The 26731-nt window shown below is 72.0% G+C and carries 23 protein-coding genes and 1 tRNA gene; 14 read left to right on the forward strand and 10 right to left on the reverse strand.

The genetic code is table 11. The annotated features are described in order from the left end of the window. Positions 1-2: 2 nt before the first annotated feature. Both EAO71_RS15830 and EAO71_RS15835 read right to left on the reverse strand, forming a co-directional pair. A complete protein-coding gene (locus tag EAO71_RS15830; protein ID WP_147978312.1) occupies positions 3-2573 on the reverse strand; it encodes an ABC transporter permease in 2571 nt (856 codons plus the stop codon). Beyond that, entirely contained in the window at positions 2570-3358 is a 789-nt protein-coding gene (locus tag EAO71_RS15835; RefSeq protein WP_147978313.1) for an ABC transporter ATP-binding protein, read from the reverse strand. Before EAO71_RS15835 ends, EAO71_RS15830 begins: the two co-directional genes overlap by 4 nt. A gap of 333 nt (positions 3359-3691) precedes the next feature. On the opposite strand from EAO71_RS15835, the gene EAO71_RS15840 reads away from it, so the two are divergent. Beyond that, entirely contained in the window at positions 3692-5416 is a 1725-nt protein-coding gene (locus EAO71_RS15840; protein WP_459112782.1) for an MFS transporter, read from the forward strand. 33 nt (positions 5417-5449) lie between these two features. Here the strand turns inward: EAO71_RS15840 and EAO71_RS37710 are convergent, their stop codons facing one another. The 3 genes from EAO71_RS37710 to EAO71_RS15855 form a co-directional block, all read right to left on the reverse strand. Continuing rightward, positions 5450-6349, reverse strand: a complete 900-nt coding sequence (locus EAO71_RS37710) for a cellulose-binding protein (RefSeq protein ID WP_187282682.1) — start codon at positions 6347-6349, stop codon at positions 5450-5452. A gap of 132 nt (positions 6350-6481) precedes the next feature. Next, positions 6482-8980, reverse strand: a complete 2499-nt coding sequence (locus EAO71_RS38830) for an SUKH-4 family immunity protein (protein WP_147978315.1) — start codon at positions 8978-8980, stop codon at positions 6482-6484. A 7-nt stretch (positions 8981-8987) separates the two neighbouring features. After that, on the reverse strand, positions 8988-9974 hold the full coding sequence (locus EAO71_RS15855) for an SMI1/KNR4 family protein (protein WP_147978316.1): 987 nt from the start codon (positions 9972-9974) through the stop codon (positions 8988-8990). A 244-nt stretch (positions 9975-10218) separates the two neighbouring features. Between EAO71_RS15855 and EAO71_RS15860 the strand changes: the two genes are divergently transcribed. Together EAO71_RS15860 and EAO71_RS15865 are read left to right on the forward strand one after the other, a co-directional pair. Further along, positions 10219-10728, forward strand: a complete 510-nt coding sequence (locus EAO71_RS15860) for a YwqJ-related putative deaminase (protein WP_147978317.1) — start codon at positions 10219-10221, stop codon at positions 10726-10728. A gap of 11 nt (positions 10729-10739) precedes the next feature. Further along, on the forward strand, positions 10740-11237 hold the full coding sequence (locus EAO71_RS15865) for an SUKH-3 domain-containing protein (RefSeq protein WP_147978318.1): 498 nt from the start codon (positions 10740-10742) through the stop codon (positions 11235-11237). A 190-nt stretch (positions 11238-11427) separates the two neighbouring features. Here EAO71_RS15865 and EAO71_RS15870 read toward each other — a convergent pair whose 3' ends face one another. Continuing rightward, positions 11428-12738 (reverse strand): sensor histidine kinase, encoded by a 1311-nt coding sequence (locus EAO71_RS15870; RefSeq protein ID WP_147978319.1) that lies wholly within the window; start codon positions 12736-12738, stop codon positions 11428-11430. 154 nt (positions 12739-12892) lie between these two features. Between EAO71_RS15870 and EAO71_RS15875 the strand changes: the two genes are divergently transcribed. The 8 genes from EAO71_RS15875 to EAO71_RS15910 all read left to right on the forward strand — a co-directional run bounded on the left by EAO71_RS15875 (position 12893) and on the right by EAO71_RS15910 (position 19259). Next, positions 12893-13627 (forward strand): helix-turn-helix domain-containing protein, encoded by a 735-nt coding sequence (locus EAO71_RS15875; RefSeq protein WP_261992154.1) that lies wholly within the window; start codon positions 12893-12895, stop codon positions 13625-13627. 6 nt (positions 13628-13633) lie between these two features. After that, positions 13634-13704: transfer RNA gene (locus EAO71_RS15880), tRNA-Gln, on the forward strand. 113 nt (positions 13705-13817) lie between these two features. Beyond that, positions 13818-15266: a bifunctional UDP-N-acetylglucosamine diphosphorylase/glucosamine-1-phosphate N-acetyltransferase GlmU gene (gene glmU / locus EAO71_RS15885; protein WP_147978321.1), complete on the forward strand. Its 1449-nt coding sequence runs from the start codon at positions 13818-13820 to the stop codon at positions 15264-15266. Positions 15267-15387: 121 nt separating this feature from the next. Beyond that, complete coding sequence (locus tag EAO71_RS15890) at positions 15388-16362, forward strand: ribose-phosphate diphosphokinase (RefSeq protein WP_147978322.1); 975 nt, start codon at positions 15388-15390, stop codon at positions 16360-16362. A 267-nt stretch (positions 16363-16629) separates the two neighbouring features. Then, positions 16630-17229, forward strand: a complete 600-nt coding sequence (locus EAO71_RS15895; RefSeq protein ID WP_147978323.1) for a 50S ribosomal protein L25/general stress protein Ctc — start codon at positions 16630-16632, stop codon at positions 17227-17229. Positions 17230-17320: 91 nt separating this feature from the next. Then, on the forward strand, positions 17321-17917 hold the full coding sequence (pth, locus tag EAO71_RS15900) for an aminoacyl-tRNA hydrolase (protein WP_147978324.1): 597 nt from the start codon (positions 17321-17323) through the stop codon (positions 17915-17917). A 39-nt stretch (positions 17918-17956) separates the two neighbouring features. Next, positions 17957-18400 carry a hypothetical protein gene (locus tag EAO71_RS15905; RefSeq protein ID WP_147978325.1) on the forward strand — a complete coding sequence of 148 codons (444 nt, stop codon included), beginning with the start codon at positions 17957-17959 and terminating at the stop codon, positions 18398-18400. Between the two features lie 133 nt (positions 18401-18533). Then, positions 18534-19259, forward strand: a complete 726-nt coding sequence (locus EAO71_RS15910; RefSeq protein WP_147978326.1) for an LPXTG cell wall anchor domain-containing protein — start codon at positions 18534-18536, stop codon at positions 19257-19259. Positions 19260-19335: 76 nt separating this feature from the next. Here EAO71_RS15910 and ppc read toward each other — a convergent pair whose 3' ends face one another. After that, the gene (ppc, locus tag EAO71_RS15915; RefSeq protein WP_147978327.1) at positions 19336-22065 is read right to left on the reverse strand and encodes a phosphoenolpyruvate carboxylase; all 2730 of its coding nucleotides are present in this window, start codon (positions 22063-22065) and stop codon (positions 19336-19338) included. A 234-nt stretch (positions 22066-22299) separates the two neighbouring features. Between ppc and EAO71_RS15920 the strand changes: the two genes are divergently transcribed. Then, a complete protein-coding gene (locus EAO71_RS15920) occupies positions 22300-23283 on the forward strand; it encodes an acyl-CoA desaturase (RefSeq protein ID WP_147978328.1) in 984 nt (327 codons plus the stop codon). Further along, positions 23280-23966 (forward strand): TetR/AcrR family transcriptional regulator, encoded by a 687-nt coding sequence (locus tag EAO71_RS15925; RefSeq protein WP_147978329.1) that lies wholly within the window; start codon positions 23280-23282, stop codon positions 23964-23966. The genes EAO71_RS15920 and EAO71_RS15925 overlap by 4 nt, the downstream gene beginning before the upstream one ends. A gap of 52 nt (positions 23967-24018) precedes the next feature. On the opposite strand, the gene EAO71_RS15930 is transcribed toward EAO71_RS15925, so the two are convergent. Next, positions 24019-24387 carry a VOC family protein gene (locus EAO71_RS15930; RefSeq protein WP_147978330.1) on the reverse strand — a complete coding sequence of 123 codons (369 nt, stop codon included), beginning with the start codon at positions 24385-24387 and terminating at the stop codon, positions 24019-24021. Beyond that, positions 24387-25229: a trans-aconitate 2-methyltransferase gene (locus tag EAO71_RS15935; protein ID WP_147978331.1), complete on the reverse strand. Its 843-nt coding sequence runs from the start codon at positions 25227-25229 to the stop codon at positions 24387-24389. The genes EAO71_RS15930 and EAO71_RS15935 overlap by 1 nt, the downstream gene beginning before the upstream one ends. Before the next feature lie 131 nt (positions 25230-25360). On the opposite strand from EAO71_RS15935, the gene EAO71_RS15940 reads away from it, so the two are divergent. After that, positions 25361-25858, forward strand: coding sequence for a MarR family winged helix-turn-helix transcriptional regulator (locus EAO71_RS15940; protein ID WP_147978332.1), 498 nt, complete (start codon positions 25361-25363; stop codon positions 25856-25858). Here EAO71_RS15940 and EAO71_RS15945 read toward each other — a convergent pair. After that, on the reverse strand, positions 25817-26581 hold the full coding sequence (locus EAO71_RS15945; RefSeq protein WP_222723564.1) for a LuxR C-terminal-related transcriptional regulator: 765 nt from the start codon (positions 26579-26581) through the stop codon (positions 25817-25819). The genes EAO71_RS15940 and EAO71_RS15945 overlap by 42 nt on opposite strands. Positions 26582-26731 lie beyond the last annotated feature (150 nt).

Consider the following 26731-nt stretch of genomic DNA (forward strand, 5'->3'; position numbering starts at 1 on the left):
GTCTACTCGCTGGCGATCGCGTTCAGGACGTTCATCCGTCCGGCCCGGAAGGCCGGTACCAGTGCCGCGAACAGGCCGACGAAGGCCGAGCCGACGAAGACCGTCAGGATCGTCGTCCACGGGATCTCCAGGACTCCCAGCCCCTCCAGGGCGAGGAGCTTCTGGGCCGCGGTGCCCCAGCCCATGCCCAGCCCGAGGCCGAGCAGGGCGCCGAAGAGGGCGATGACCACCGACTCCAGGCGGATCATGCGGCGCAGCTGGCGGCGCGAGAGGCCGATCGCCCGCATGAGGCCGATCTCCCGGGTCCGCTCGACCACCGACAGGGCGAGGGTGTTCACCACGCCGAGGACGGCGACGATGATCGCCAGGGCGAGGAGCCCGTACACGATGTTCAGGAGCTGGCCGACCTGGTCCTGCAGGTCCTTCTTGTAGTCGGTCTGGTTGCGCACGTTGTACTGCGGATACGGCTCCAGGGACTTCTTGAGGGCGGTGTACGCCTGCGCCTCCTGGCCGTCCCGGGCCGCGGCGAACATGATCACGCTCTGCGGCATCTTCTCGGCCGGCAGGTAGCGGGCGGCGGTCGTGATGTTCGTGTACATCACGCCCTTGTCGACGTTGCCCGCGTCCGACGTGATCGCGGCGACCCGCAGCTTCGCGGTCCGGCCGCCCTTGAAGGCGACGGTCAGCCGGTCACCGACCCGGACGCCGTGCGCGGTCGCGTAGTCGCTGCCGACGGACATCGCGTCCGGGCCGTAGGCGTCGGCGAGCCGGCCGCCGGTGGTGTCGCGCTTGAGGTCCTGGGCGTACGTCGGATCGGCGGCGACGACCTCGTCGTCGACGGAAGCGCCCTTCGGGTCGGTGATCCTCGCGTCCACCGACTTGTACTCGGTGACGTGGGTCAGGCCCGGGGTCTTCTCCAGGGCCGCCTGGGCCTGCGGGACGATCGGCTGCCCGGTGGGCGACTGGACGATGAAGTCCGCGCCGACCGTGCGGTCCAGTTCCTCGGTGGCCGAGGCGACCAGGGAGGAGCCGACCACCGAAAGGCAGGCCACCAGGGCCAGGCCGATCATCAGGGCGGCGCCGGTGGCACCGGTACGCCGCGGGTTGCGCAGCGCGTTGCGCTCGGCCATCCGACCGACCGGGCCGAAGACCCGCAGGACGACGACGCCGATGGCGCGGACGACGCCGCCGGCGAGCAGCGGGCCCACGACGATGAAGCCGATGAGGGAGAGCACGATCCCGAGGCCGAGCCAGAGCGAGCCGGCTCCGGCCTTCTCCGCCTGGGTCGCGGTCCACAGGGCGGCCGCGCCGCCCGCCGTCAGGAACAGGCCGACACCGCCGCGGACCAGACCCGCCTTGGCGTCGGCAGGGGTGCCGGCGTCGCGCAGGGCGGCCATCGGGGAGACCTTGCCGGCCCGGCGGGCGGGGACGTACGCGGCGACGACGGTGACCACGATGCCGAGGCCGAGGCCGACGGCCGGGGTCGTCCACGCGACGGTCAGGTCCTGGGTGGACAGCTCCATGCCCATGGAGGACATGAGCTCCATCAGGCCGACGGCGAGGCCCACGCCCGCCGCGACACCGGCGACCGAGCCGACGACGCCGAGCAGCAGCGCCTCGACGAGGACGGAGCGGTTGACCTGCCGGCGGCTGGATCCGATGGCCCGCATGAGGCCGATCTCGCGGGTGCGCTGGGCGACCAGCATCGAGAAGGTGTTGACGATGAGGAAGATGCCGACGAGGAAGGCGATACCGGCGAAGCCGAGCATCGCGTACTTCATCACGTCGAGGAAGCCGGCGACGTCCTCGCGGCCCTCGTCCGCCGCCTCGGCGGCGGTCTGCAGCTTGTAGTCGGCGCCGACCACGGAGGCGATGTTCCGCTTCAGCGCCTCGTCGGACACGCCGGGCGAGGCGTCGACCATCACCTGCGTGAACAGGCCCTCCTTGCCGAGGAGTTCGCGCTGGGCGGTGGCCGTGTCGAAGTAGACGACGGTGGCACCGGGGTTGGTGACCTTGAAGTCGGCGATGCCCGAGATCCTCGCGGTGAAGTCGCCGGTGACCGCGATGGTGCGCAGCTCGTCGCCGATCTTCAGCCCGTGCTTCTCGGCGGTGCCGCCGTCGACCAGCACCTCGGTGGGCCCGCGCGGCTCGTGGCCGGAGCTGATCTCCACCGAACGCAGCTCGTTGGGAGTCCAGTTGACGGCGATCGTCGGTGCGCCGCTGGTGGGGCCGACGTTCTTGTTGCGTGCGTCGACGACGGTGACGCCGAGCGAGACGACCGAGCCCTGGGCGTCCTTGACGCCCTCTGCCTTCCTCACCCGGTCGACGAGGGAGGCCGGGAAGGCCTCGGGCCGGCCGCTGGCCGGGATCTCGTCGGTGCCGCCCGACTTGGCGCTCAGGGTGACGTCGGACGCGGTGGACGCGAAGAGCTTGTCGAAGGTGGTGTTCATGGTGTCCGTGAAGACGAGCGTGCCGGACACGAACGCCACGGACAGCAGGACGGCGACGGCGGAGAGCGCCATGCGGCCCTTGTGCGCGAAGAAGTTGCGCAGGGAGGACTTGAGGACGGTCATGACGTGCGCCCCCGGGCGTCGAAGTCCTTCATGCGGTCGAGGACGGCGTCGGCGGTGGGCCGGAGCATCTCGTCGACGATCCGGCCGTCCGCGAGGTAGAGGACACGGTCGGCGTGGCTCGCGGCGACCGGGTCGTGGGTGACCATGACGATGGTCTGGCCGAGTTCGTCCACGGACTGGCGCAGGAAGCCGAGGACCTCGGCGCCGGCCCGTGAGTCGAGGTTTCCGGTCGGCTCGTCGCCGAAGATGATCTCGGGTCGGGCGGCGAGCGCGCGGGCCACCGCGACGCGCTGCTGCTGGCCGCCGGAGAGCTGGGTGGGACGGTGCTTCAGACGGTCGGCGAGACCGACGGTGGAGACCACCCGGTCGAGCCACTCCCGGTCGGGGCGGCGGCCGGCGATGTCCATCGGCAGCGTGATGTTCTCCAGCGCGTCGAGCGTCGGCAGCAGGTTGAACGCCTGGAAGATGAAGCCGATCCGGTCGCGGCGCAGCCGGGTCAGCTTCTTGTCCTTGAGGCCGGTGATCTCCGTGTCGTCGAGGAAGATCTGGCCGCTGGTGACGGTGTCGAGGCCGGCGAGGCAGTGCATCAGGGTCGACTTGCCGGAGCCGGACGGGCCCATGATCGCGGTGAACTGCCCGCGGGCGATGTCCACGTCGACGTGGTCGAGTGCGACGACCCTCGTCTCACCCGCTCCGTACGCCTTGACGACCTGCCGCGCCCGCGCGGCCACCGCCGTGCGCCCTGCGGCGCCCTCGTGCTGGGGGATGGTCACAGCCGAAGTCACGGTATGTCTCCTATGCCTGGATCGGATCCGACTCGTCTACGAGTCTGCGAGGGACGGGGCGGCTGGTCACTGGTGCCTGTCGCAGTCTTCGCCCTGGGGTTTTCCGTAAGACCAAGCTAAAGACAGGAAGGGGGCTTCCTCGTCCTCCGCCGGAACGAACGGCCCCTGCCCTCTATGGGGGAGACACCCCTAGGGGTTCTCCACCCGCGGGTCGAGTGAGAAGGTGGTCCGGCGAAATAGATGTACGACTCATCAGGTGTGCGGACCACCGGGTTCCGCGGCGCCGGTCGTACGGGCCCGGCCGCGCCGGGCCGACAGGGGAGGGATCCCGAAGTGTCCGAGACGACGCCACGGCGGACGGCGGCAGCGGCGGTCACGCCTCACGGGCGCGGCCCGGTCGTCGCCGCGTTGATGCTGGTGATGGCCCTGAGCGCGCTGGACGGCACCGTCGTCTCGACGGCCGTGCCGCAGATCGTCGGCGACCTCGGCGGCCTCTCCGTGTTCTCCTGGCTGTTCTCCGGCTACCTGCTCGCCGTGACCGTGACCCTGCCGGTGTACGGGAAGCTCTGCGACACCTTCGGCCGCAAGCCCGTCCTGGTCGCCGGCACCGTCCTCTTCCTCATCGGCTCCCTGCTGTGCGCCACCGCCTGGAACATGGCCTCGCTGATCGCCTTCCGCGTCGTCCAGGGCCTGGGCGGCGGCGCACTCCAGGGCACCGTGCAGACGATCGCGGCCGACCTGTACCCGCTGAAGGAACGCCCCCGGATCCAGGCGCGGCTGTCCACCGTCTGGGCGACGGCCTCGGTCGCGGGCCCCGCCGCCGGCGGCCTGCTCGCCGGATACGGGGACTGGCGCTGGATCTTCCTGCTCAACCTGCCCGTCGGCCTGCTCGCCCTGTGGCTGATCGGGCGCCACCTCGTCGAACCGGGCCGCCCCTCGGCGGTCGGGGGAGGCCCGGGCGCCGCGGCACGACCCGCCGTCGACTGGCCCGGGGCCCTCGCCGTCTTCGCGACCGGGGCCCTGCTCCTCACCGCGCTCGTCCAGGGCGGCGTCGCCTGGCCGTGGCTGTCCGCCCCCTCGCTCGGCCTCTTCGGCGGCGCCCTCGTCCTGGGCGCGGTCACCGTCCTCGTCGAACGGCGGGCCACCGAACCGATCATCCCCGGCTGGATCTGGCGCCGCCGCACCATCGTCACCGTCAACCTCGCCCTCGGCGCGCTCGGCCTCCTGATGGTCGCCCCGACCGTCTTCCTGCCCACCTACGCCCAGGCCGTCCTGGGGCTCGGACCGATCGCGGCCGGCTTCGTCCTGTCCGCCATGACCCTGAGCTGGCCGGTCACCGCCGCCCTGTCCAACCGCGTCTACGGCCGCATCGGCTTCCGGCTGACCGCCGTCATCGGCATCACCCTCGCTCTGCTGGTCCTGCTCGCCTTCCCGTTCCTGCCGTTCCCCGGCGAGCCCTGGCAGCCTGCCCTGCTCATGCTGCTGCTCGGCGGCGCGCTCGGCTTCTTCCAGCTCCCGCTGATCGTCGGGGTCCAGTCGACGGTGCCGTACGGCGAACGGGGCACCACCACGGCGTCCGTCCTCTTCTGCCGCCAGGTCGGCCAGAGCGTGGGGGCGGCCCTCTTCGGCGCGGTGGCCAACGCGGTCCTCGCCGCCCGGCTCGGAAGCGGCGACCTGGACGGCCTGGCCCGGGCCCTCGACGCACCGGGCTCACTCGCCGCCGGAACCGCGGACGCGCTGCGGCGGGCGGTCGACGCGGCCGTCGACCACGTCTTCACGGGCGCGGCCGCGGCGGCGGCACTCGCCCTGCTCGTCCTCCTCACCGTCGCACCCCGCCGCTTCCCGGTCCTGCCCGACGGCGACGACCACCCGGAAAGCCCCTCGCGGACCGGCACCTCGCGAACCACCCCCACCCGCAGCGCCCTTCGGCGGACCGGCACCTCGCGCGCCGACGCCTCCGGGACCGGCCCTTCCCGCACGGGCGGTTCGCCCACCGGCCGTACGCGCGAGGACACTTCACCCACCGCCGCTCCGCGGAACGAAGCCGACAGGGCGTAGGCCCGGCGCAGGCCCTGTCCGGGCTGACAGGGCCTAAGGACTGTCCCCGGGCGGACCGTCCGGCGGCTCCCCGGGCGTCCCCCGGCCCGTCAGGGCCGCCAGGGAGCTGCGGATGTGTTCCATGTGCGCGTGGATCACCTCGGCGGACTCCGTGTGCTCCCGCAGGATCCGCTCCGTCTCGCGCTCGGCGCGCTCCCGGCGCACGCTCGCCCCGGCCAGCAGCTCCGCCGCCCGCGCCTCGGCGTCCTCCTGGCCGTGCCGGGCGCTCTCCTCCGCCTCGGCGAAGACCCGCCGGGCCTCGGCCAGTCGCGCCTCGGCCGCCGCGAGCAGTCCCTCGTGCCGCGCGTCGAGGTCCGCCGCCCGCGCCGCCTCCGTCCGTTCGGCCCGCTCCCGGGCCGACGTCTGGTCCGCGCGCTGCCGGTCGAGCAGCGCCGCCGTCCGGCGCACCGTGTCCTCCAGCTCCGCCCGTGCCCCGCCCCGGAGTTCGTCCGCCTCGCGGCGGGCCGCCCCCCGCAGTTCCTCGGCGGCCGCGCCGGCCGCCGCCAGCGTCGCGTGCGCGGCCGCGTCCGCCGCGTCCCCGGTCTCGGCCGCGTACGCCCGCGCCGCCTCGGCGACCGCCTCGCCCGCCGCCCGGGCCTCCTCCGCGAGCGCCTGCGCCGCCGTCCTCGCGGCCACCGACACGGCCTCGGCCTCCTCCTCGCCCAGGACCAGGATCCGCTGCGCCCGGGCGCCGAGGGACTCGTAGCGCTGCGGCGCGAGCCCCGCGACCAGCTCCCGCAGCCGCGCCGCCGCCGCCTCCCGCTCCCCGGCGAGCACCGCCAGCCGCTCCGCGTCCTCCCGGGCGGCGTCCCGTTCCCCGGCGAGCGAGGCGAGCACGCGGTCGACCTGTTCGGGACGGTAGCCCCGGCCACCCCGTAAGTCGGAGAAACCCATCCGCTGACGCTCCTTCCACGACGGCCCGAAACCCCAAGGATGCGCCATCGGCCCCCCGGGAAAGGACAAAAGGCGCCCGACGTGACGTACACGTCGGGCGCCCCGGGCCACCGGGCGGGACTCAGCCCCGTCTCAGAGGAGGCCGTCCCACATCTGCTCCAGCAGAACCGACCACCAGCTGTCCGGCGACGCGAGCGCCGCCGGGTCCAGCATGGCCAGCTGCGCCTGGAAGTCGACCGTCCAGCGGCCCGCCTGCTCGGGGTTGAGCCCGAACCGGAGCCGCCACATCCGGCCCAGCAGCGCCATCGAGCGGGTGAACTCCGGCAGACCGCTGTTCACGAACTGCGGCGGCACCGGCTGCCCGCCCGGACCGGCCTCGACCGGTACGGCGACGATGTGCGCGGTCCCGTACTGGACGCAGATCGCCCGCCCGAAGTCGGAGCCGATCACGAGGTACGAGCCCGCGTCCGACGCCGGCTGGATCTGCCGCTGCGCCGCGAGTTCGGCGAGCGTCGGCACCACCGGCTGGGCCGGCTGCGCCCAGAAGAACGGCCCGAAGTCGGCCGGAAGGCCCGCCCAGACCAGGGTGAGCGCCACGATCTCCGGAACGCCCTGGCGGGACACGGCCCGCTGGTCGAACCGGCAGATGCCCGGACCGAACGCGCCGGCCATCTCCTGCGCGACCCCCTCCGGGGGGATCGGCGGCAGCGGCTGCACCTGCGGCAACGGGGTACGCACCGGCGCCGGCCGGGCCGGGCCGTCGGCGACCTGATGCAACTCCCCCTGATGGGTCAGGAGTTGCCGCATCCCCTGCTGCCGGCCCGCGTGATCACGGCCGTACGGCGCGATGTTGGTGATCCGCGCCTGCGGCCAGGTCTCCCGGATCATCCGCGCGCAGTAACCACCCGGCAGCTCGCAGGACTCCAGCTCCGTGTGCAGCTCCAGCACCTGCTGCGGCGGCACGTTCATCGCGCGCAGCTCGTGCAGGATCTGCCACTCCGGGTGCGGAGTGCCGGGGGCGGACCGCCTGATGATCTGCGCCTCGGACCCGTCCGGCGCGCGGTACCGCAGCACCGCCTGGTACCCGGGCCCCACGGTCGGCTGACCGGTCGGCTGATGCGGGTACCCGTACGCCGGAGGCGCGCCGGGAGCCGGCGCGGGCGCCGGCGGAGGCGGCGTGCCCGGACCACCGGGGCCGCCCGGACCGGGCTGCGCCAGCATCGTCGCCGCGTGGTGCACACCGGGCGCGCCGGGAGGCCCCGGCGGGGTCGGTGCCCCGGGAGGCCCGGGCGGGGCCGGCGGACCGCCGGGACCCGGGTGGGCGAGCATCGTCGCGGCGTGGTCGATGCCACCGGGCGGGGTGCCCGGCGCACCCGGCGCCGCGGGCGGAGGCGGCGGCGCACCGGGGCCGCCCTGGTTCGGGTGCGCGAGCATCGTCGCGGCGTGGTCGATGCCACGCGGCGGGGTACCGGGCGCGGCCGGCGGACCGGGCGGCCGGGGACCGTCGGGGCCGAGCTGCGACACCAGCTGCGTCGGCACGTAGCCGCCCGCGGGAGCGGCGGGCTGACCCGGCACACCGGGCGCCTGCGGCGGCGGCGGAGGGTTGCCCCCGCCGCCCCGCGAGGCCCGCGGCGGCAGGACGGCCTTGCTGGTCGCCGCGTCCGCGATGTCCCCCGCACCGGGCGCGCCGGGAGCAGCGGGCGGCGCGGGCACACCGGGAGCGGGCGTGCCACCGGGCACCCCCGGAGCCGACGGCACACCCGGAGCGGCCGGCGCCCCCGGAGCCGACGGCACGCCGGGCGCCGCCGGGGAACCCGCCGGCGCGGACGGGCCGCGCGGCCCGTCCGGGCGCGGCGAGGACGGGTCGAGCCTCGGCGCCACCGCCGTCGGCGGCAGCGCGCTGCCGCCCGACATCAGCGCCGTCGGCGCGTCCGCGCCCACCACCGGAAGCGGCGTGTCCTCGTCGTCCGCGCCCGAGAGCGGCGGCGCGAAGACGGTCGCCGGCAACGGCACCGCCCCGTCGGCACCGCCCGAGCTGGCGTTCGCGTCGACCCACGGGCTGTCCGAGGGCGCCGTCGCCGGCACCCCGTCCTGCGCCGTCGGCTCGTGCTCCGCGGGACCCGGCCGGTCCACGGGCTCCGGCCGGTCCACCGGAAGCGGCCGCGCCCCGGACCCCACGGGCTCCGGGGTCGCCGGGGTCGCCGGGGCCGCCGGCGCGGGCACACCCGGCTGCGAGGCGTCCGGCGCCTTCGGCAGCCCGATCCGGTCCGCCGCGTCCTGCAACCACTCCGGCGGACTGAGCAGGAACGAGGTCTGGTTCAGGTCGATCCGCTCCGGCGGCGCGGGCGCCACCGCCCCCGGCTCGTCCGCGGCCGTCCCGTACTCCTCCTCGTACCGCCGGATCACCTCGCCCACCGGCAGCCCCGGCCACAGCGTCGCCTCACCGCTGTCGCGCGCGATGACCAGCCGCTGCCGGCCGCCGTCCGACCTCGGACCCTCCTCGCGGTCCTCCGCCCACACGACGAAACCGAGCTCGAACTCCCGCACCCGCACCTCGCGATGCTGGTACGCCGGCACGTCACCGTTGATCCATTCCTCGGCGCGCTCCTGCGCCTGCGCGAACGTCACCACAGCCAGCTCACTCCCCCACCGGAACCACGGACACGGCGCGCGCGAAGCCGCCGTCCACCATCAGGTTCGCGACCGTCTCCAACTCCGGCGGATTACCCGCCAGCCGCTGCAGGAACGCGTCGAAGTCCTCACCGCACGGCAGCAGCAACCGCTCCACGCGCTCGTTCACACTCCAGCCGTCCTGATCCCGCGCGTCGTCGTACGCGCAGAACCACACCGTGCCGACCGCGGCACCCCGCACCTTCACCGCCAGAATGCCGCCCTGCACGAACGCGACACCCAGGTAGTCCTTCGTCAGGTGATCACGCAGGCACTTGTTGACGTAGACGAGGTCGTTGACCCCCGCCTCCTCGCGCACCGTGAAGAACGGCTGGTCCACCAGCAGCCCGAGCTCCGCGTCGAGCGCCGCGCCGACCGGCGCACAGCCGCCCGCCGCCTTCAGGAACGACCGGTACGCGCCCGGCAGGCGGTACCCGAGGTCCTCCTCGACACCCAGCAGTTGCTGCTCCGACACCGACACCAGCGCCTTCGGCAGCCCGAAGTGCGCCGGCCGGGTCTCCTGCAGCGGACGCGTGCCCCGCTTGCCCTGGTCGACGGCCGCCGTCGCCACCCCGCCGTGATGGCGCAGCAGCGCCTTCACCTCCACCGGCACCAGCTCCATGCGACGGCTGCCCGCCACGTGGTGCCAGGTCCAGCCGTGCGGCGTCGCCACCGACGGGATCGTGTCCCACAGCTCGTGCCCCGTCGCGGCCAGCGCCGCGTTCGCCGACACGTAGTCCGTCAGCCGCAGCTCGTCGACACCGAAGCCCTCCGGCGGCTCCGCGATCTCCGCTGCGGCCCGGGCGTACGGCGAGAAGTCCGGGTAGCCGTGCTCGTCCACCCGCACCCCTCGAGGATGCCGGGAGGCCCGGACCGGGTCCGGGAAGTGCACGACCTGCCCGGCGTAGGCCGCGTTCGGTGGCGCGGCTGACTGCCCGAGCCGACCTGTCGTCATGGCGGTTGCCCCCTGCGCTGGCTGCTGGCTGATTCCGCACAGCCTATGCGGTGCCACAAGGCCGTGACATGGCCCGATACCTCCGAGCGGCTACCGTGACCAAGTGTCACGTCCGCATGACTGAGCGGCGATAGTTCCGACACACCGAAGGCACGTTTCCGCTACCCAGCTTCCACATGGGGCACCCCGTTTGGCAGTCTGTTCAAGCAACTCGGGGGATTGCGCGGAGGGGAAGACGAGCACCATGTACGCAGCACAAGCACCCACTCAGGGTGACCCACGCCTCAACTGGAGCAGCACCGAGCCCACCAAGGCCCCGATACTGCGCTTCCGCCGCGACGGAATCCTTCCCACGGTCGGCGCCGCACTCTCCGTACGCGGCGAGACCCTCACCTGCACCGCAGGCCGCGGCGACCAGCCGCCCGTCCTGCACCCCCTCGTCCAGGACTTCCTGGACACCCTCACCAGCGGACAACGCGAACGCTTCACCGGCCGCTGCCCCGAAGCGATCCTGCTGTCCCGGCACCTCACCGCCACCGAGACCGGCCGCTCCAAGCGCGCCCAGCGCAAGCCCCTCACCTCCGGCGAGGCGCGCCGCTCACTCAAACAGGCGAAACTCACCGCGCGCCGCATCCGCGAGGACGGCGACCCGCTGCACGGCAGCTACGCGGCACCCTGCCGCTCCTGTACGGCGCTGCTCGCCCACTTCGGCGTGCGCACCGTCGACCCCACCTCGACTGTCGAGAACGGCTGACCGCACCTGAAATGCCCGACCACCTGAGCACCACCCGCTTCCCGGTCAACGTCGACGCCGCCCTCCGCGAGGCCGGCTGGCAGCCCGGCCGCTGGGACATCAAGCTCGCCGAGGAATGGGCCGACGCCCTGCGCGCCCACACCTCCCCCGGCGGACACCGGCACAGCGTCTTCCCCGCCGCCGTCGAAGCCTGGGCCGAATTCGGCGGACTGCACATCACCGCACCCGGCGCCGGCCGCCAGATCGCCCCCGCGACCGTCAGCTTCGACCCGCTCGCCGGCCTCCACCTCGCCCGCACCATGGCGGACCTGGGCCGCGCCCTCGACACCGAGATCTCCCCCCTGGGAGAGGAGGACGAACACCACGCCGTGCTCGCGATAGACCTCGAAGGCCGCGTCTACAGCCTCGACCACACCGGCGACTGGTTCCTCGGGCAGGACATCGACACCGCCCTCGCCACCCTGGTCACCGGCTCCCAGCCGACCCGCCTGGTCACCAGCGGCACCTGACCCCGCGCGACACGGCGATCCCCTGCCCCGGGGCAGGGGATCCCCCACCCGGCACCCACCGGAACCGGCGACCCTGGCCCACGACGGCCTCCCGGGGCACCGACCCCGCCGGGGCCTCCCGGCGCGCCCGGTGTGCACCACGCGGCGACGATGCTGGCGCAGCCCGGTCCGGGCGGCCCCGGTGGTCGACCTAAGCGACCCGCTCCGCCACCGGCAGCACCGCCGACACCCGAAAACCACCCGCGTCCGTCGGACCCGACACGAACACACCCCCGAGCCGCGTCACCCGCTCCCGCATCCCCACCAGACCGTTGCCCCCGCTCGGCAGCTGCGCATCCGCCACCGCCGCGTCCGAAGGACCGTTCTCCACCTGCATGGCCACCTCGGCCTCCCGGTGGGCCAACCGCACCACGACCCTCGCCCCCGCCGCGTGCTTGAGGACATTGGTCAGCGCCTCCTGCACCACCCGGTACGCCGTCCGCTCCACCTCCGCCCCGTACACCCGCGCCTCACCCAGCACCGCCAGCTCCACGACCACCCCCGCCAGCCGCGACTGCTCCACCAGCGCCTCCAACGCGTCCAGACACGGCCCGTCCTCCGAAGCCGCCTCCGCKGCGGCCGCGGCGGCCCGCCCCACCGCCGCCAGCGGCACCGCCGCGGGCACCGCCACCGGCACGTCCTCCCGCAGCACCCCCAGCATCTCCCGCAGCTCCGTCAACGCCTGCCGGCCCATGTCACCCACCAGCGCCGCGTTCTTCACCGCCTTCTGCGGATCCTTCAACGCCACCGCCTGCAACGCCGCCGCGTGCACCACCATCAGCGACACCCGGTGGGCCACCACGTCGTGCATCTCCCGCGCGATCCGCGTCCGCTCCTCCTGCCGCGCCCACTGAGCCCGCTGCTCCGCCCGGTCCGCGAGCAGCGACAACTCCTGCTCCAGACTGTCGGCCCGCTCCCGCAGGCTCTCCATGAGCCGGCGCCGCGCCCTTATGTACAGCCCGAAGAGCACCGGCGGCGCGTTGAGCCCCAGCGTCATGAAGAGCGAGACGACGGGCACGTACCAGCCGCTCGGATCGAAGTCCTGGCTGCCGACGTCCTGCCGCAGCCGCACCACCGTCACGAGGAACACGGCGACCGTCGACATCCCGGCCAGCGCCGCCGTGATCCTTCGCGGCACCTCCGAGGCGGCGAGCGTGTACAGCCCGACCATCCCCATCAGGAAGCCCATCTCGGCCGGCGTGACGGCGATCGAGACGAGCACGACCGTGATCGGCCACTTCCGCCGCACCACCAGCACGGCCCCGACGAGCAGGCCGAACAGCACCCCCACGGGCACCGGCAGTCCCGCCGTGTCGGCGAACCCGATCCCCTCGAGCCCGCACTCCAGCGCCGACACCACCGCCAACGCGATGTCCAGCACCGCGCTGCGCGGTCTCCCCCACCACCACCAGCCACGGACGGGCGTGCCCGCCGCGTCCCGGTGAGCCCCCGTTGCGGTCATGCCTTCCACCCTACGGGCGCCCGCGACCCATTTTCCGGAGACGGGACGACCGCGGAGAGTCCCCCGTCAACCAGACACGGACACCCGTCCCTCGAACTACTGAATCGACCAGACTTTCGACCCGGATGTCCGGATTCCGGACGACGCTGGACCCATGACAGCCGACACACGGGACCGGAAGCGGCACCCGAACGCCAAGGACGACCTCCGCGCAAAGGCGCGCACCTTGCGCGCGCAGGGCCGGACGTACGACGAGATCACGCGCGAGCTGGGCTGCTCGAAGAGTTCGGTCTCGCTCTGGGTGCGGGACATGCAGAGGCCGGAACGGCGCAGACGCACCCGCGAACAGGCCTCCGAGATCGCAAAGCGCGGCTGGGAGGACCGGCTCCGCCTGCGCGAGGAGGAGCGGAACAGGGCCAAGCAGGCGGCGGCGAGCGAGGTAGGGAACCTCTCCGACCGCGAACTCTTCCTGCTGGGCGTGAGTCTGTACTGGGCCGAGGGCACGAAGGACAAGCCCCACGCCCGCCGCGAGAGAGTGGCGTTCGTCAACAGCGACCCCGGCATGATCAAGGTGTTCGTCGCCTGGCTCGACCTGCTCGGCGTGGACCGCGAGCGACACACGTACCACGTGCTGATCCACGAAACCGCCGATGTCGGGGCGGCCGAGCGGTACTGGGCCGCCCTCGTGCACGCCGACGCCTCACGGTTCGGCAGGACGACGCTGAAGCGGCACAACCCCACGACGATCCGCAAGAACGTGAACGACGACTATCGCGGCTGCCTCGTGATCCATGTCCGCCAAAGCGCCGATCTGTACCGTCGCATCGAAGGGGCGTGGTGCGGCATAGTAGGGGCTGCATCTGCGGCGGTCCGAACAAAGCGGACATAAGCCCCATCCCGGGTCGTCTAAGGGCAAGACGTCAGATTTTGGTTCTGATCATGGGGGTTCGAGTCCTCCCCCGGGAGCGGCATGCACGGTTCGGGTCCCGACCTCCCTGGTCGGGACCCTTACTCATGTCCGCTCCGAAGGCCCCCGGTATCCTTCGGTGGTCCACCCACCGAAGCCGAAGGGCACACCCGTGAGCGCCAATCGCCCGGCAGCCGTCGTCGTCCTCGCAGCGGGTGAGGGCACCCGCATGAAGTCGAAGACCCCCAAGGTCCTGCACGAACTCGCCGGGCGCTCGCTCGTCGGACACGTGGTCTCCGCAGCGCGCGAGCTGGAGCCCGAGCACCTCGTCGTGGTCGTCGGGCACGCGCGCGAGCAGGTCACCGCGCACCTCGAGACGCACTACGCCGGCACCCGCACCGCCGTGCAGCACGAGCAGAACGGCACCGGGCACGCGGTCCGGATGGGGCTGGAGGGGCTGGGCCAGGCTCCGGACGGCACGGTCGTCGTCGTCTGCGGCGACACCCCCCTGCTGTCCGGCGGGACGCTGCGCGACCTCGCCGCCACCCACGCGGCCGACGGCAACGCCGTCACCGTGCTGACCGCCGAGGTGCCGGACTCCACGGGCTACGGCCGGATCGTGCGGGACGCGGCCACCGGCGCCGTGACCGAGATCGTGGAGCACAAGGACGCGTCCGAGGCGCAGCGTGCGATCCGGGAGATCAACTCGGGTGTGTTCGCGTTCGACGGGCGGCTGCTCGTCGACGCGCTGGGGAAGGTGCGGACGGACAACAGCCAGGGTGAGGAGTACCTCACGGACGTGCTGTCGATCCTGCGCGAGGCGGGGCACCGGGTGGGTGCGTCGGTGGCCGGTGATCACCGCGAGATCCTGGGGATCAACAACCGCGTGCAGCTGGCGGAGGCGCGTGCGCTGCTGAACGCGCGGCTGCTGGAGCGGGCGATGACGGCGGGTGTGACGGTGGTCGATCCGTCGTCCGTGCTGGTGGACGTGACGGTGACGTTCGAGCCGGACGCGGTGATCCATCCGGGTACGCAGCTGCTGGGTTCGACCCATGTCGGCGAGGATGCCGAGGTCGGCCCGAACAGCCGTCTGAAGGACACCCGGGTCGGCCGGGGCGCGCGGGTGGACAACACGGTGGCGGACTCGGCGGTGATCGGGGAGGGCGCGACGGTGGGTCCGTTCGCGTATCTGCGTCCAGGGACGACGCTCGGCAGGAAGTCGAAGGCCGGGACGTACGTGGAGATGAAGAACGCCACGATCGGGGACGGCACGAAGGTGCCGCATCTCTCCTATGTGGGTGACGCGACGATCGGTGAGCACACGAACATCGGGGCCGCGAGCGTGTTCGTCAACTACGACGGTGAGACGAAGCACCACACCACGATCGGCTCTCACTGCCGTACGGGTTCGGACAACATGTTTGTGGCGCCCATCACGATCGGCGATGGTGCGTACACCGCGGCGGGGTCGGTGATCACCAAGGACGTGCCGGCGGGTTCGCTCGCCGTGGCGCGGGGCCAGCAGCGGAATATCGAGGGTTGGGTGGCGCGGAAGCGGCCGGGCAGTGCGGCCGCGCAGGCCGCTCTGGCGGTCACGGAGGAGCCCGCCGGGGAAAGCTGACCGGAAACGGGTACGTCAAACTCGGCGTACCGTGATACGTGCACACAAATTCGGCTGGCTCGCACACGCGCACGGGAGCGCGGGATTCGCGACCAGGGAACACGTCTGAGGAGACAGTGCTGTGACCGGGATCAAGACGACCGGCGAGAAGAAGCTGATGCTCTTCTCCGGCCGCGCCCACCCCGAGCTGGCCGAGGAGGTCGCGCACCAGTTGGGTGTCGGCCTCGTGCCGACCAAGGCTTTCGACTTCGCGAACGGTGAGATCTACGTCCGTTTCCAGGAGTCGGCTCGTGGCGCGGACTGCTTCCTGATCCAGAGCCACACGGCTCCGATCAATAAGTGGATCATGGAGCAGCTGATCATGCTGGACGCTCTGAAGCGGGCGTCCGCGCGGAGCATCACCGTGATCATCCCGTCGTACGGCTACGCGCGGCAGGACAAGAAGCACCGCGGGCGTGAGCCGATCTCGGCGCGTCTGATCGCGGATCTGCTGAAGACGGCGGGGGCCGACCGGATTCTGACGGTCGACCTGCACACGGATCAGATCCAGGGCTTCTTCGACGGTCCGGTGGACCATCTGTCGGCGCTGCCGGTGCTGGCGGACTACGTGGGTGCGAAGGTCGACCGGAACAAGCTGACGATCGTGTCTCCGGACGCGGGTCGTGTGCGGGTGGCCGACCGCTGGTGCGACCGTCTGGACGCGCCGCTGGCGATCGTGCACAAGCGTCGTGACAAGGACGTCGCCAATCAGGTGACGGTGCACGAGGTCGTCGGTGACGTGAAGGGCCGTGTGTGTGTCCTGGTCGACGACATGATCGACACGGGTGGCACGATCTGCGCCGCCGCGGACGCCCTGTTCGCGCACGGTGCGGAGGACGTGATCGTGACGGCGACGCACGGCATCCTGTCGGGTCCCGCCGCGGATCGTCTGAAGAACTCGAAGGTGAGCGAGTTCGTGTTCACGGACACGCTGCCGGACCCGAGCGCGCTGGAGCTGGACAAGATCACGGTGCTGTCGATCGCGCCGACGATCGCGCGTGCGGTGCGTGAGGTGTTCGAGGACGGTTCGGTGACGAGCCTGTTCGAGGAGCACTGAGGTTTCCTCCGAGAGGGCCGCTTTCCCGCTGGTCGGGGAGGCGGCCCTTTCGCCGTGCCGGGCGGGTGCCGGCGGGGGTCTCCGGGGGCTTCCGGTGATCCAATTGGGTGGTGCGGGGAGCGGCGAGTAGACTGCCGTAGTTGCTCGGCGAGGGAGGCCGTACCCGGAGTGGTACGGCGGTCCGTTATCGACGCGCTCTTCGTAGCAGGCCATCGCCAGTCGTGGCCGGGTGACAGTCGTTTCGTCACCACATTACGAGGAGTGCACATGTCCGAGGTCAAGATCGCCGCGACCCTCCGGTCGGAGTTCGGCAAGGGCGCCGCCCGCAAGATCCGCCGCGACAGCAAGGTTCCCGGCGTTCTCTACGGTCACGGTTCGGACCCGGTCCACGTGACGCTGCCGGGCCACGAGCTGCTGCTCGCCCTGCGTACCCCGAACGTCCTGCTGTCCCTGGACATCGAGGGCAAGAACGAGCTCGCGATCCCGAAGGCCGTGCAGCGCGACCCGCTGAAGGGCTTCCTGGAGCACGTCGACCTGCTTCTGGTGAAGCGCGGCGAGAAGGTCACCGTCGAGGTTCCGGTCGTGGCCGAGGGTGAGCTGGCCGCCGGCGGCAACCTGCTGGAGCACGTCCTCAACACGCTGTCCGTCGAGGCCGAGGCCACCCACCTGCCCGAGTCCGTCACGGTCTCCGTGGAGGGCCTGGAGGCCGGTGCCTCCGTCCTCGCCAAGGACATCACGCTGGAGAAGGGCGTCACCCTGGTGACCGACGCCGACGCCGTCGTGCTGCAGGTCCTGGCCGCGCAGGCCGAGGAGCCGGCCGCCGAGGGCACCGAGGAAGAGGCCGCCGCCGAGGGCGCCGAGGCCTGAGCCGTAGGCTCTGCCTGACGTGACGGGGTGACGGGCCGACAGGCCCGCCACCCCGTTTCTTTCTGTACGCACACGAGGAGACGTGACGCACATGACGGACGACGCGAACGCCCCCTGGCTGATCGTCGGCCTCGGCAACCCGGGCCCGGAGTACGCGGCGAACCGGCACAACGTGGGCTTCATGGTGGTGGATCTGCTGGCGGAGCGGATCGGCGGGAAGTTCAAGCGGGCGCAGAAGGCGCAGGCGCAGGTCGTGGAGGGCCGGATGGGTGCGCCGGGGCCGGCGAACCGCCGGGTGATCCTCGCGAAGCCGATGTCGTACATGAACCTCTCGGGCGGTCCCGTGACGGCGTTGCGTGATTTCTACAAGGTGCCGACGGCGCGTGTGGTGGCCGTCCACGACGAGCTGGACATCGACTACGGCGTGCTGCGTCTGAAGCTGGGCGGTGGCGACAACGGCCACAACGGTCTGAAGTCGATGACGAAGTCGATGGGTGCCGAGTACCACCGGATGCGGTTCGGGATCGGGCGTCCGCCGGGCCGGATGCAGGTCGCGGACTTCGTGCTGAAGGACTTCTCGTCGACCGAGCGCAAGGAGCTCGACTACTTCGTGGACCGGGCGGCCGACGCGGTCGAGTGCCTGGTGGCGGAGGGTCTGGAGCGCGCGCAGTCGGCGTACAACTCCTGATCGGCGAGCCGAATCAGTACGACTGTACGATCGCGGGTCATGACGCATGCCCGTAACGCCGCCATGGCCCTGGTCGCCCTGCTGCTCGTCGTCGGGGGCGCCTGGTCGTCCTGGGGGACGGCCCAGCACGTCCTGCTCTCCAAGGGGCGCGAGCACGGCACCCTGACGGTGACCGGCTGCAACGAGGAGACGTGCAGTGGCCGTTACGTCCCGGAGGATCCGGCGCAGCCGCACAGCGCCCTGACGATCGAGCACTCGGTGGCGGCGGCCAAGGGCAAGACGCTGCCGGTGGTGGTGAAGCCGGGCACGGAGGAGGCGGTGCGGACCGGCTGGGGCGGCGGGCTCCACGCCTGGCTGCCGCTGGGCGGGGCGCTGCTGCTGGCGGCGCCGGTCGTCGGGGGCGGTCTGCGGATGACGCGTACGGCGTGGTCGCTGGCGGGAGCGGGCGCGGCGCTTCTGCTCGGGGCGTTCCTCGCGCTCTGAACACCTCGGTCGGGTGGGCGAGTTACCGCTGAGATTGTTATGAGCCACCGGGTTAAGAGCGACTTAATGGTGCCTATAGGCTGCCCCCGCGCCGCCCCCCACGGCATCCCTCATCCCAGATGGACGACTGCACATGCGACGATCCCTCATACCCGCAGGCGCGCTTGTCGCGGCCCTGGCGGGCTCCCTCGTGCTCGCGCCCGGCGCGCTCGCGAACGGCAAGCCCCACGGTGACAACGGCACCGTGAAGATCCACGACTCGAAGACCGGCGAGGAGATCAAGGCCAACCAGCCGAAGGTCTGCTCCTTCTACCTCGACGCCTTCGGCTTCGACGCGGGCCAGAAGGTCGACTGGCACATCGAGGCCTGGGCGAACAACGAGAAGGAGAAGGGCGAGACGGTCAAGTCCGGCCTGATCACTCTCGACGCCGACGGTCACGAGCGTACCGAGGACATGACCCTCCCGAACGGCCAGTACAAGCTGTTCTGGAACTTCGAGGGCGAGAACGGCAAGGCCAAGCACAAGGTCTTCAAGACCGACTGCCCGCCCGGCGAGGAGCCCACGAAGCCGGGCGAGGAGCCGACCAAGCCGGGCGAGGAGCCCACGAAGCCCGGTGAGGAGCCGACCAAGCCGGGCGAGGAGCCCACGAAGCCGGGCGAGACCCCCGGTTCCACCGCCTCCCCGACGCCCGGTGCCCCCGGTTCGACCGGTGGTACCGACACCAAGGGCGACTCCGAGGGCAACCTCGCCGAGACGGGCTCCAGCGCCCCCGTGGGCATCATCGGTGCCGTCGCCGTCGCCCTCGCGGGTGTCGGTGGCCTTCTGGTGATGCGCCGCCGCAAGGCGCAGCAGCACTGAGGACGCCGTAGGGCGTCGTGACGCGAAGTGCCCCCACCGGCCGGGCCGGTGGGGGCACTTCGCGCGTCGGGGGCCGTCAGCCGGTGTTGCGCAGGCCCGCGGCCACGCCGTTCACCGTGAGGAGCAGGGCCCGGGCCAGCAGCGGGTCGGCCTGCTCGCCGCGCTCGGCCGCCTCGCGCTGGCGGGCCAGCAGGGCCACCTGGAGGTAGGAGATCGGGTCCAGGTAGGCGTCGCGGATGGAGAAGGTCTGCTGGAGCACCGGGTTGGAGTCGAGCAGCTGCCGGCCGCCCGTGACCTTCAGGACCTCGGCCACGGTCAGCGCGTGCTCGGCCTCGATGGTGGCGAAGACGTGCTTCAGTTCCTGCGGGACGAGCGTGTCGACGTAGTGCCGGGCGATCCGCAGGTCAGTCTTCGCCAGCGTCATCTCGACGTTGGAGACGAAGTTGCGGAAGAAGTGCCAGCGTTCGTACATCTCGCCGAGCACCGCGTCGAGGCCGGCCTCGCGCAGCGCCTTGAGGCCCGAGCCGACGCCGAACCAGCCGGGGACGATCTGCCGGGACTGGGTCCAGCCGAACACCCACGGGATGGCCCGCAGTCCGTCGAGGGAGACGCCGGAGCCGGGGCGGCGAGCGGGCCGCGAGCCCAGGTGCAGGTCGGCGAGCTGGTCGACGGGGGTGGAGGCGAGGAAGTACGCCGGCAGGCCGGGGTCCTCGACGAGCTTGCGGTAGGCGATGTGGGCCGCTTCCGAGACCGTGTCCATGGCCGCGTCCCAGGTGGCCAGCGCCTCGTCGGACTGGCGGGGCGCGGTGTGCAGGGCGGATGCCTGCAGGGTCGCCGCGACGGTCAGTTCGAGGTTCTCGCGGGCCAGCGACGGGATGAGGTACTTGTCGGAGATGACCTCGCCCTGCTCGGTCACCTTGATCTCGCCCTCCAGGGTGCCCCAGGGCTGGGCGAGGATCGCGTCGTGCGAGGGGCCGCCGCCGCGGCCGACGGTGCCGCCGCGGCCGTGGAAGAGGCGCAGGCGGACGCCGTAGCGGTGGGCGACGTCGCGCAGTCGGCGCTGGGCCCGGTGGATCTCCCACTGCGAGGTGGTGATGCCGCCGAACTTGGAGGAGTCGGAGTAGCCGAGCATGACCTCCTGGACGTCGCCGCGCAGGGAGACGAGCCGCCGGTAGGAGGGGTCGGCCAGCATGCCGTCGAGGATGACGTCGGCGGCCTTCAGCTCGTCGGTGGTCTCCAGGAGCGGCACGATGCCGATCTTGGCCCAGCCGGCGTGCAGGTCGATCAGGCCGGCCTCGCGGGCGAGGACGGCGGCGGCGAAGACGTCGTCGGCGCCCTGGCACATCGAGATGATGTAGGACTCGATGACCTCGGGGCCGAAGCGCTCGAAGGCTTCCTTGATGGTGTGGAAGACGCCGAGGGTCTTCTCGCCGGCCGGGTCCAGCGGGGCGGGCGTGGGCGCGAGCGGCCGGCGCGAGCGCAGCTCCTTGGCGAGGAGCTTCTGCCGGTAGTCGCGGGGCATGTCGGCGTAGCGCCAGGACTCCTCGCCGAGCCGGTCGAAGAGCTGGCCGAGCGCGTGGTGATGGGCGTCGGCGTGCTCGCGGACGTCCATCGTGGCGAGCTGGAGGCCGAAGGCGGACAGGGTGCGGATGGTGCGGTCCATCCGGCCGTCGGCGAACAGGCCGCCGCGGTTGGCGCGCAGCGAGTCCTGGATCAGGGCGAGGTCGTGGACCAGCTCGGAGGTGCCGAGGTAGTCGCGGCCCTCCTCGTGGGTGGTGCCCTTGGCCAGGCGGCGGCGGGTGTTGACCAGCTTCTGGCGGATGCAGGTCGCCTTGAGCCGGTAGGGCTCCTCGGCGTTGAGGCGCTTGTAGCGGGGGCTGATCTCGGGCAGCCGCTCCAGGTCGGTCTGGAGGGAGGTGAGGAGTTCCTCGGTGGCCCCGGCGTAGCGGATGGAGTTGGAGAGGAAGCCGCGGAGCTCGTCGACCAGTTCGAGGGCGTCGTTGATGCCGTGCTCGTGCTGGAGGATCAGGACCTCCCAGGTCACCGCGGGGGTGACGTTGGGGTTGCCGTCGCGGTCGCCGCCGATCCAGGTGCCGAAGGTCAGCGGGCGGGTGCCGGCGGGCAGCTCGATGCCGACGCGCTCGAGCTCGGCGGCGAGGTCCTCCAGGACGTCGCCGACGGCGCCGGCGTGCAGCTCGTCGAGGTAGTAGATGGCGTTGCGGGCCTCGTCGGCGGGCTCGGGGCGGACGACCCGGAGCTCGTCGGTCTGCCAGATGAGGTCGATGTTCTCGGCGAGCCGCAGGTCGTGGCGGCGGCGGTCGGCCTCGATGACCGGGGTCTCCAGCAGGGCGGCGATGCGGCGCAGCTTGTTGAGGACCGAGCGGCGGGCGGCCTCGGTGGGGTGCGCGGTGAAGACGGGCCGCACGTTGAGGTTCTTCACCGTGGCGCGGACGTGCTCGGGGTCGCCGTCCTTGAGCATGTCGACGGTGCGGGCGATCAGGCCGCCGTCGGCGGCGCGCTTCTCGCGCATCTCGCGGCCGCGGTGGACCTGCTCGGTCACGTTCGCCAGGTGGAAGTAGGTGGAGAAGGCGCGCACCAGCTTGGCGGCGGTCTCCAGGTCCGTGTCGCCGAGCAGCTCGGCGGCGGCCTCGCCGTCCTCGCGGGTGAGCCGTCGGACCTTCTCGACGAGGTCGAGGATCTCGTGGCCCTCCTGGCGGACGAGGGTCTCGCCCAGCAGGTCGCCCAGTCGGCGGATGTCGGATCGCAGCTCGGCGCTGGCGGTGGGGGTCTGGTCGGCACTGCTCACAGGTGCGGCTCCTTGCAGTGTTTGAGCACGTCTGGAGGGGTACTGGAGGCTTGCGGACCGCGCTGTCCGACGCACCCAGGATAGGTGTCCATTTCCACGACGCCTTCCGTGCCCCTCCTTGCGCCCTCTTGCCGCGGGGCATCCCACTGCCATACTTACGTCGCCGTAGGTTACGGAGGCGTAGCCACGCGTCCCTTTGACTCCCTTTCATCCCTTCATCCCCAGGGGACCCTCATGACCACTACCCCCGAGGTGACCTCGGAACCCGAGGCGCGCGTCACCGCCGCCGATCCCCCCTCCGCCACGCTCGGCGGGGACAGCAAGCGGTCGATCGAGCAGATCACGCTGCTGCTCTTCATCACGGTGCCCTTCCTCGCGCTGCTCGCCGCGGTGCCGCTGGCCTGGGGCTGGGGGGTGAGCTGGCTCGATCTGGGCCTGCTGGTGGCGATGTACTACATCGGCTGCCACGGCATCACGATCGGCTTCCACCGCTACTTCACGCACGGCTCCTTCAAGGCCAAGCGGCCGCTGCGGATCGCGCTGGCGGTCATGGGGTCGCTGGCGGTGGAGGGACCGCTGGTGCGCTGGGTGGCCGACCACCGCAAGCACCACAGGTTCTCCGACGCGGAGGGCGACCCGCACTCGCCGTGGCGGTTCGGCGAGACGGTGCCGGCGCTGATGAAGGGCCTGTGGTGGGCGCACATCGGGTGGATGTTCGACGAGGAGCAGACGCCGCAGCACAAGTACGCGCCGGATCTGATCAAGGACCCGGCGATCCGGGCGGTCTCGCGCCAGTTCGTGCTGTGGACGGTGGTGTCGCTGGCGATCCCGCCGCTGGTGGGCGGCATGGTGACGATGTCGTGGTGGGGCGCGTTCACCGCGTTCTTCTGGGGCTCTCTGGTGCGGGTGGCGCTGCTGCACCACGTGACGTGGTCGATCAACTCGATCTGTCACGCGGTCGGCAAGCGGCCCTTCAAGTCCCGTGACCGCTCGGGCAACGTGTGGTGGCTCGCGGTGCTGTCGTGCGGCGAGTCCTGGCACAACCTGCACCACGCGGACCCGACCTCGGCCCGGCACGGGGTGCTGAAGGGCCAGGTCGACTCCAGCGCCCGGCTGATCCGCTGGTTCGAGCAGCTGGGGTGGGCCTCCGACGTGCGCTGGCCGGACGCGTCCCGTATCGAAGCCCGCCGCCAGGACGAGCCCGCGAACGCGGCATGATGGATGACGTGGCGATCGATGGCAGCACGACTACCGGCAGCAGCGGCACCGGCAAGCCCCGCAGGGGGCGACGGGTCCGCATGACAGGCGCGGAGCGCCGTGAGCAGTTGCTGGACATCGGCCGCACGCTCTTCGCCGAGAAGGGCTTCGAGGGCACGTCCGTCGAGGAGATCGCGGCCAAGGCCGGGGTGTCCAAGCCGGTGGTGTACGAGCACTTCGGCGGCAAGGAGGGCCTGTACGCGGTCGTGGTCGACCGGGAGATGCGCCAGCTCCTGGACGGGGTGACGGGCGCGCTGACGGCGGGGCATCCGCGGGAGCTCCTGGAGCAGGCGGCGTTCGCGCTGCTGGACTACATCGAGAACTACACGGACGGTTTCCGGATCCTGGTCCGTGATTCGCCGGTGGCGCAGTCGACCGGCACGTTCGCGTCGCTGATCAGCGACATCGCCACCCAGGTCGAGGACATCCTGGGGCTGGAGTTCAAGGCCCGCGGCTTCGATCCGAAGCTGGCGCCGCTGTACGCGCAGGCGCTGGTGGGCAGTGTGGCCCTGACCGGCCAGTGGTGGCTGGACGTCCGCAAGCCGAAGAAGGCCGAGGTCGCGGCCCATCTGGTGAACCTGGCCTGGCACGGTCTGGACGGTCTGGAGCAGAAGCCGCGGCTGATAGGGCACCGCAAGAGCTGAGCGTGTGGGGAGAGTCGGACGGGGGCGCCGCGGATGCGGCGCCCCCGTCCTGTCACTCCAGGGGCTCCAGGAACTCCAGGCGGTTGCCCACCGGGTCCTCGGAGTAGAAGCGGCGGTGGCCCGGGAGGTCGTCGTCCCAGACGACCTTGGCGCCGCGTTCCTCCAGGTGGGCCGCGTAGCCGGCGATCGCGGCGACCCGCAGGCCGGGGTGGGCCTTCGCCGCGGGGCGGAAGTCCCGCTCGATGCCGAGGTGGAGCCGGACGGCCCCGTCCGCGGCCTCGAACCAGCAGCCGCCCCGTGCGGCCAGGACGGGCGGCTTGGCGACCTCGGTCATGCCGAGGACGCCGGTGTAGTACGCCCGGAGGAGGTCCTCCGAGCCCGGCGGTGCGGCGAGCTGGACGTGGTCGACGGCGGTCAGCATCAGAGCCCCTTCGTGGCGACGGCGAAGATCCGGCGGAACGGGAAGACGGTGCCGTGCGGGCCGGGCGGGTAGGCCGCGCGCAGCAGGTCGCGGTAGGCGGCGAGGAAGGCCTCGGTCGCCCTCTGGTCTCCTTCCAGGGCGGTCAGGACGGGGCGGAGCGCGGTGCCCTTGACCCAGTCGAGGATCGGGTCCTCGCCGGGCAGGAGCTGGGAGTAGGTGGTCTCCCAGACGTCGGTCGCGCAGCCGAGGTCGGCGAGCCGGTTCAGGTAGTCGGCCGGGTCCAGGACGTGGATGAAGCGGCGGCCCTGGTCGCCGAGGCGGTCGCGCCACTGCGGGGTGTCGCAGAGCTCGCCGAGCAGGGCGTGGCTGGGCGAGGTGAAGTTGCCGGGGACCTGGAAGGCGAAGGTGCCGCCGGGCTTGAGTCCGGCGATCCAGGGGGCGAAGGACTCGGGGTGGTTGGGGACCCATTGGAGGGCCGCGTTGGAGACGATCAGGTCGTAGGGCTCGTCGGGGTTCCAGTGCGCGGCGTCGGCGGGCCGGAAGTCGAGCCAGCCGCCGCCGGCCGTGGTTCCGGCGTAGTCCTTCTCGGCGCGCTGGAGCATGTCGGGCGAGAGGTCGAAGCCGGTGATGTGGGCGTCGGGCCAGCGGTCGGCGAGGAGCGCGGTCACGTTGCCGGGTCCACAGCCCAGATCGGCGATCCGGGCGGGCCTGCCCTCGGTGGGCAGGTGGGGGATGCGGGCGAGCAGGTCGAGGAAGGGACGGGCGCGCAGGCCCGCGTGCCGGAGGTACTGCTGGGGATCCCATATCGGTGCGGCAGAAGCAGAAGATGGTGCGGAATGCATGTTCGAGCCCCCTTGCTGGAACGAGCTACCGAAGCGGAACAGTGTTCCGGCCCGGTCCTTCCCCATAGTCCAGCCGAATATATCTTGACGTCAAGAGACTTTATGTCAACAGACCCTCTACACTGATCGTCATGGAGGACGAGGTCGACCGGCTGGTCGCTGCATGGCGCCGCGAGCGCCCGGACCTCGACGTGGAACCGCTCGAGGTGCTCAGCCGCGTCTCGCGGCTCGCCCGGCACCTCGACCGCGCCCGTCGGCTCGCCTTCGCCGAGCACCAGCTGGAGCCCTGGGAGTTCGACGTCCTCACGTCGCTGCGCCGCGCCGGCGCCCCCTACCAGCTCTCCCCCGGCCAGCTGCTGACCCAGACGCTGGTCACCTCCGGAACCATGACCAACCGCATCGACCGGCTCACCAAGAAGGGGCTGGTCGAGCGGCTTCCCGACCCCAGCGACCGGCGCGGGGTCCTGGTCCGCCTCACCCCCGAGGGCCGCGACCGCGCCGACCAGGCGCTGGCCGGACTGCTCGCCCAGGAACGTGCCATCCTCGCCCAGCTCTCGCGCGGACAGCGCGGGGAACTGGCCGACCTGCTACGCCAGTTGACCGCCCCGTTCGACAACGTCCCCGGCTAGCTCGGCGGGACCGACACCGGCCCGTCGCGCCAGCGCCACCGCGGCCAGCGTCGAGTGCACGCCCAGCTTCCCGAGCACGTTCTGCATGTGGGTGCGGACGGTGTGCGGCGACAGGAACAAGCGCTCGGCCACCGCCTTGCGCCCCAGGCCCGCCACCATGCAGCGGAGCACCTCGCGCTCGCGCGGTGTCAGCGACTCCACCAGCTGTTCGCTCTCGGTGCGGTGCTTCCGGGCCGCCGTGAGCTCCCGCAGGACGCCCGTCAGCAGTGCGGGCGGCAGATGCGTCTCGTCCCGCAGGACGCCGCGGATCACGGCGAGCAGCCGCTGGAGCGAACAGTCCTTCGCCACCCATCCCGAGGCACCGGCCTGGAGCGCGAGGGCGGCCCGGTGCGGGTCGTCCTTCTCGGCGAGCACGATCGAGCGGACGGCAGGCCGGGCCTCGCGGACCCCCGCGACCAGGGAGATGCCGTCCACCACGGCCTCGCCGTTGTCCGGTACGGCGCGGGCGACCGCCGGAGCACCGGGCAGCGCGCCCAGGTCCGCGTCGACCAGCAGCACGTCGTAGCGGCGGCCCTCGGCGGCGGCGCGGTCCAGGCAGCGCAGTGCCGCCGGACCACTGCCCGCGGCGGAGACGTCGACGTCGGGCTCGGCCGCGAGGGCGGCCGCCAGCGACTCGGCGAAGATGCGGTGGTCGTCCACCACCAGGACCCGGATACGGACCACGGACACCCCCAAAGTGTCGAGAACGGACCGGCGCGGATACGGCGCCGGGGGCGGGTCCGTCATGCGCACGGCCGCCGCCGTGCAGTGACTTTTACCCCACCCCGGGCGCCGTACCCGACTGGTCTCGCCCCCTGAACGGCACCGGCCCCC

It is taken from the genome of Streptomyces sp. MS191 (assembly GCF_008042125.1).
Taxonomy (GTDB): Bacteria; Actinomycetota; Actinomycetes; order Streptomycetales; family Streptomycetaceae; genus Streptomyces.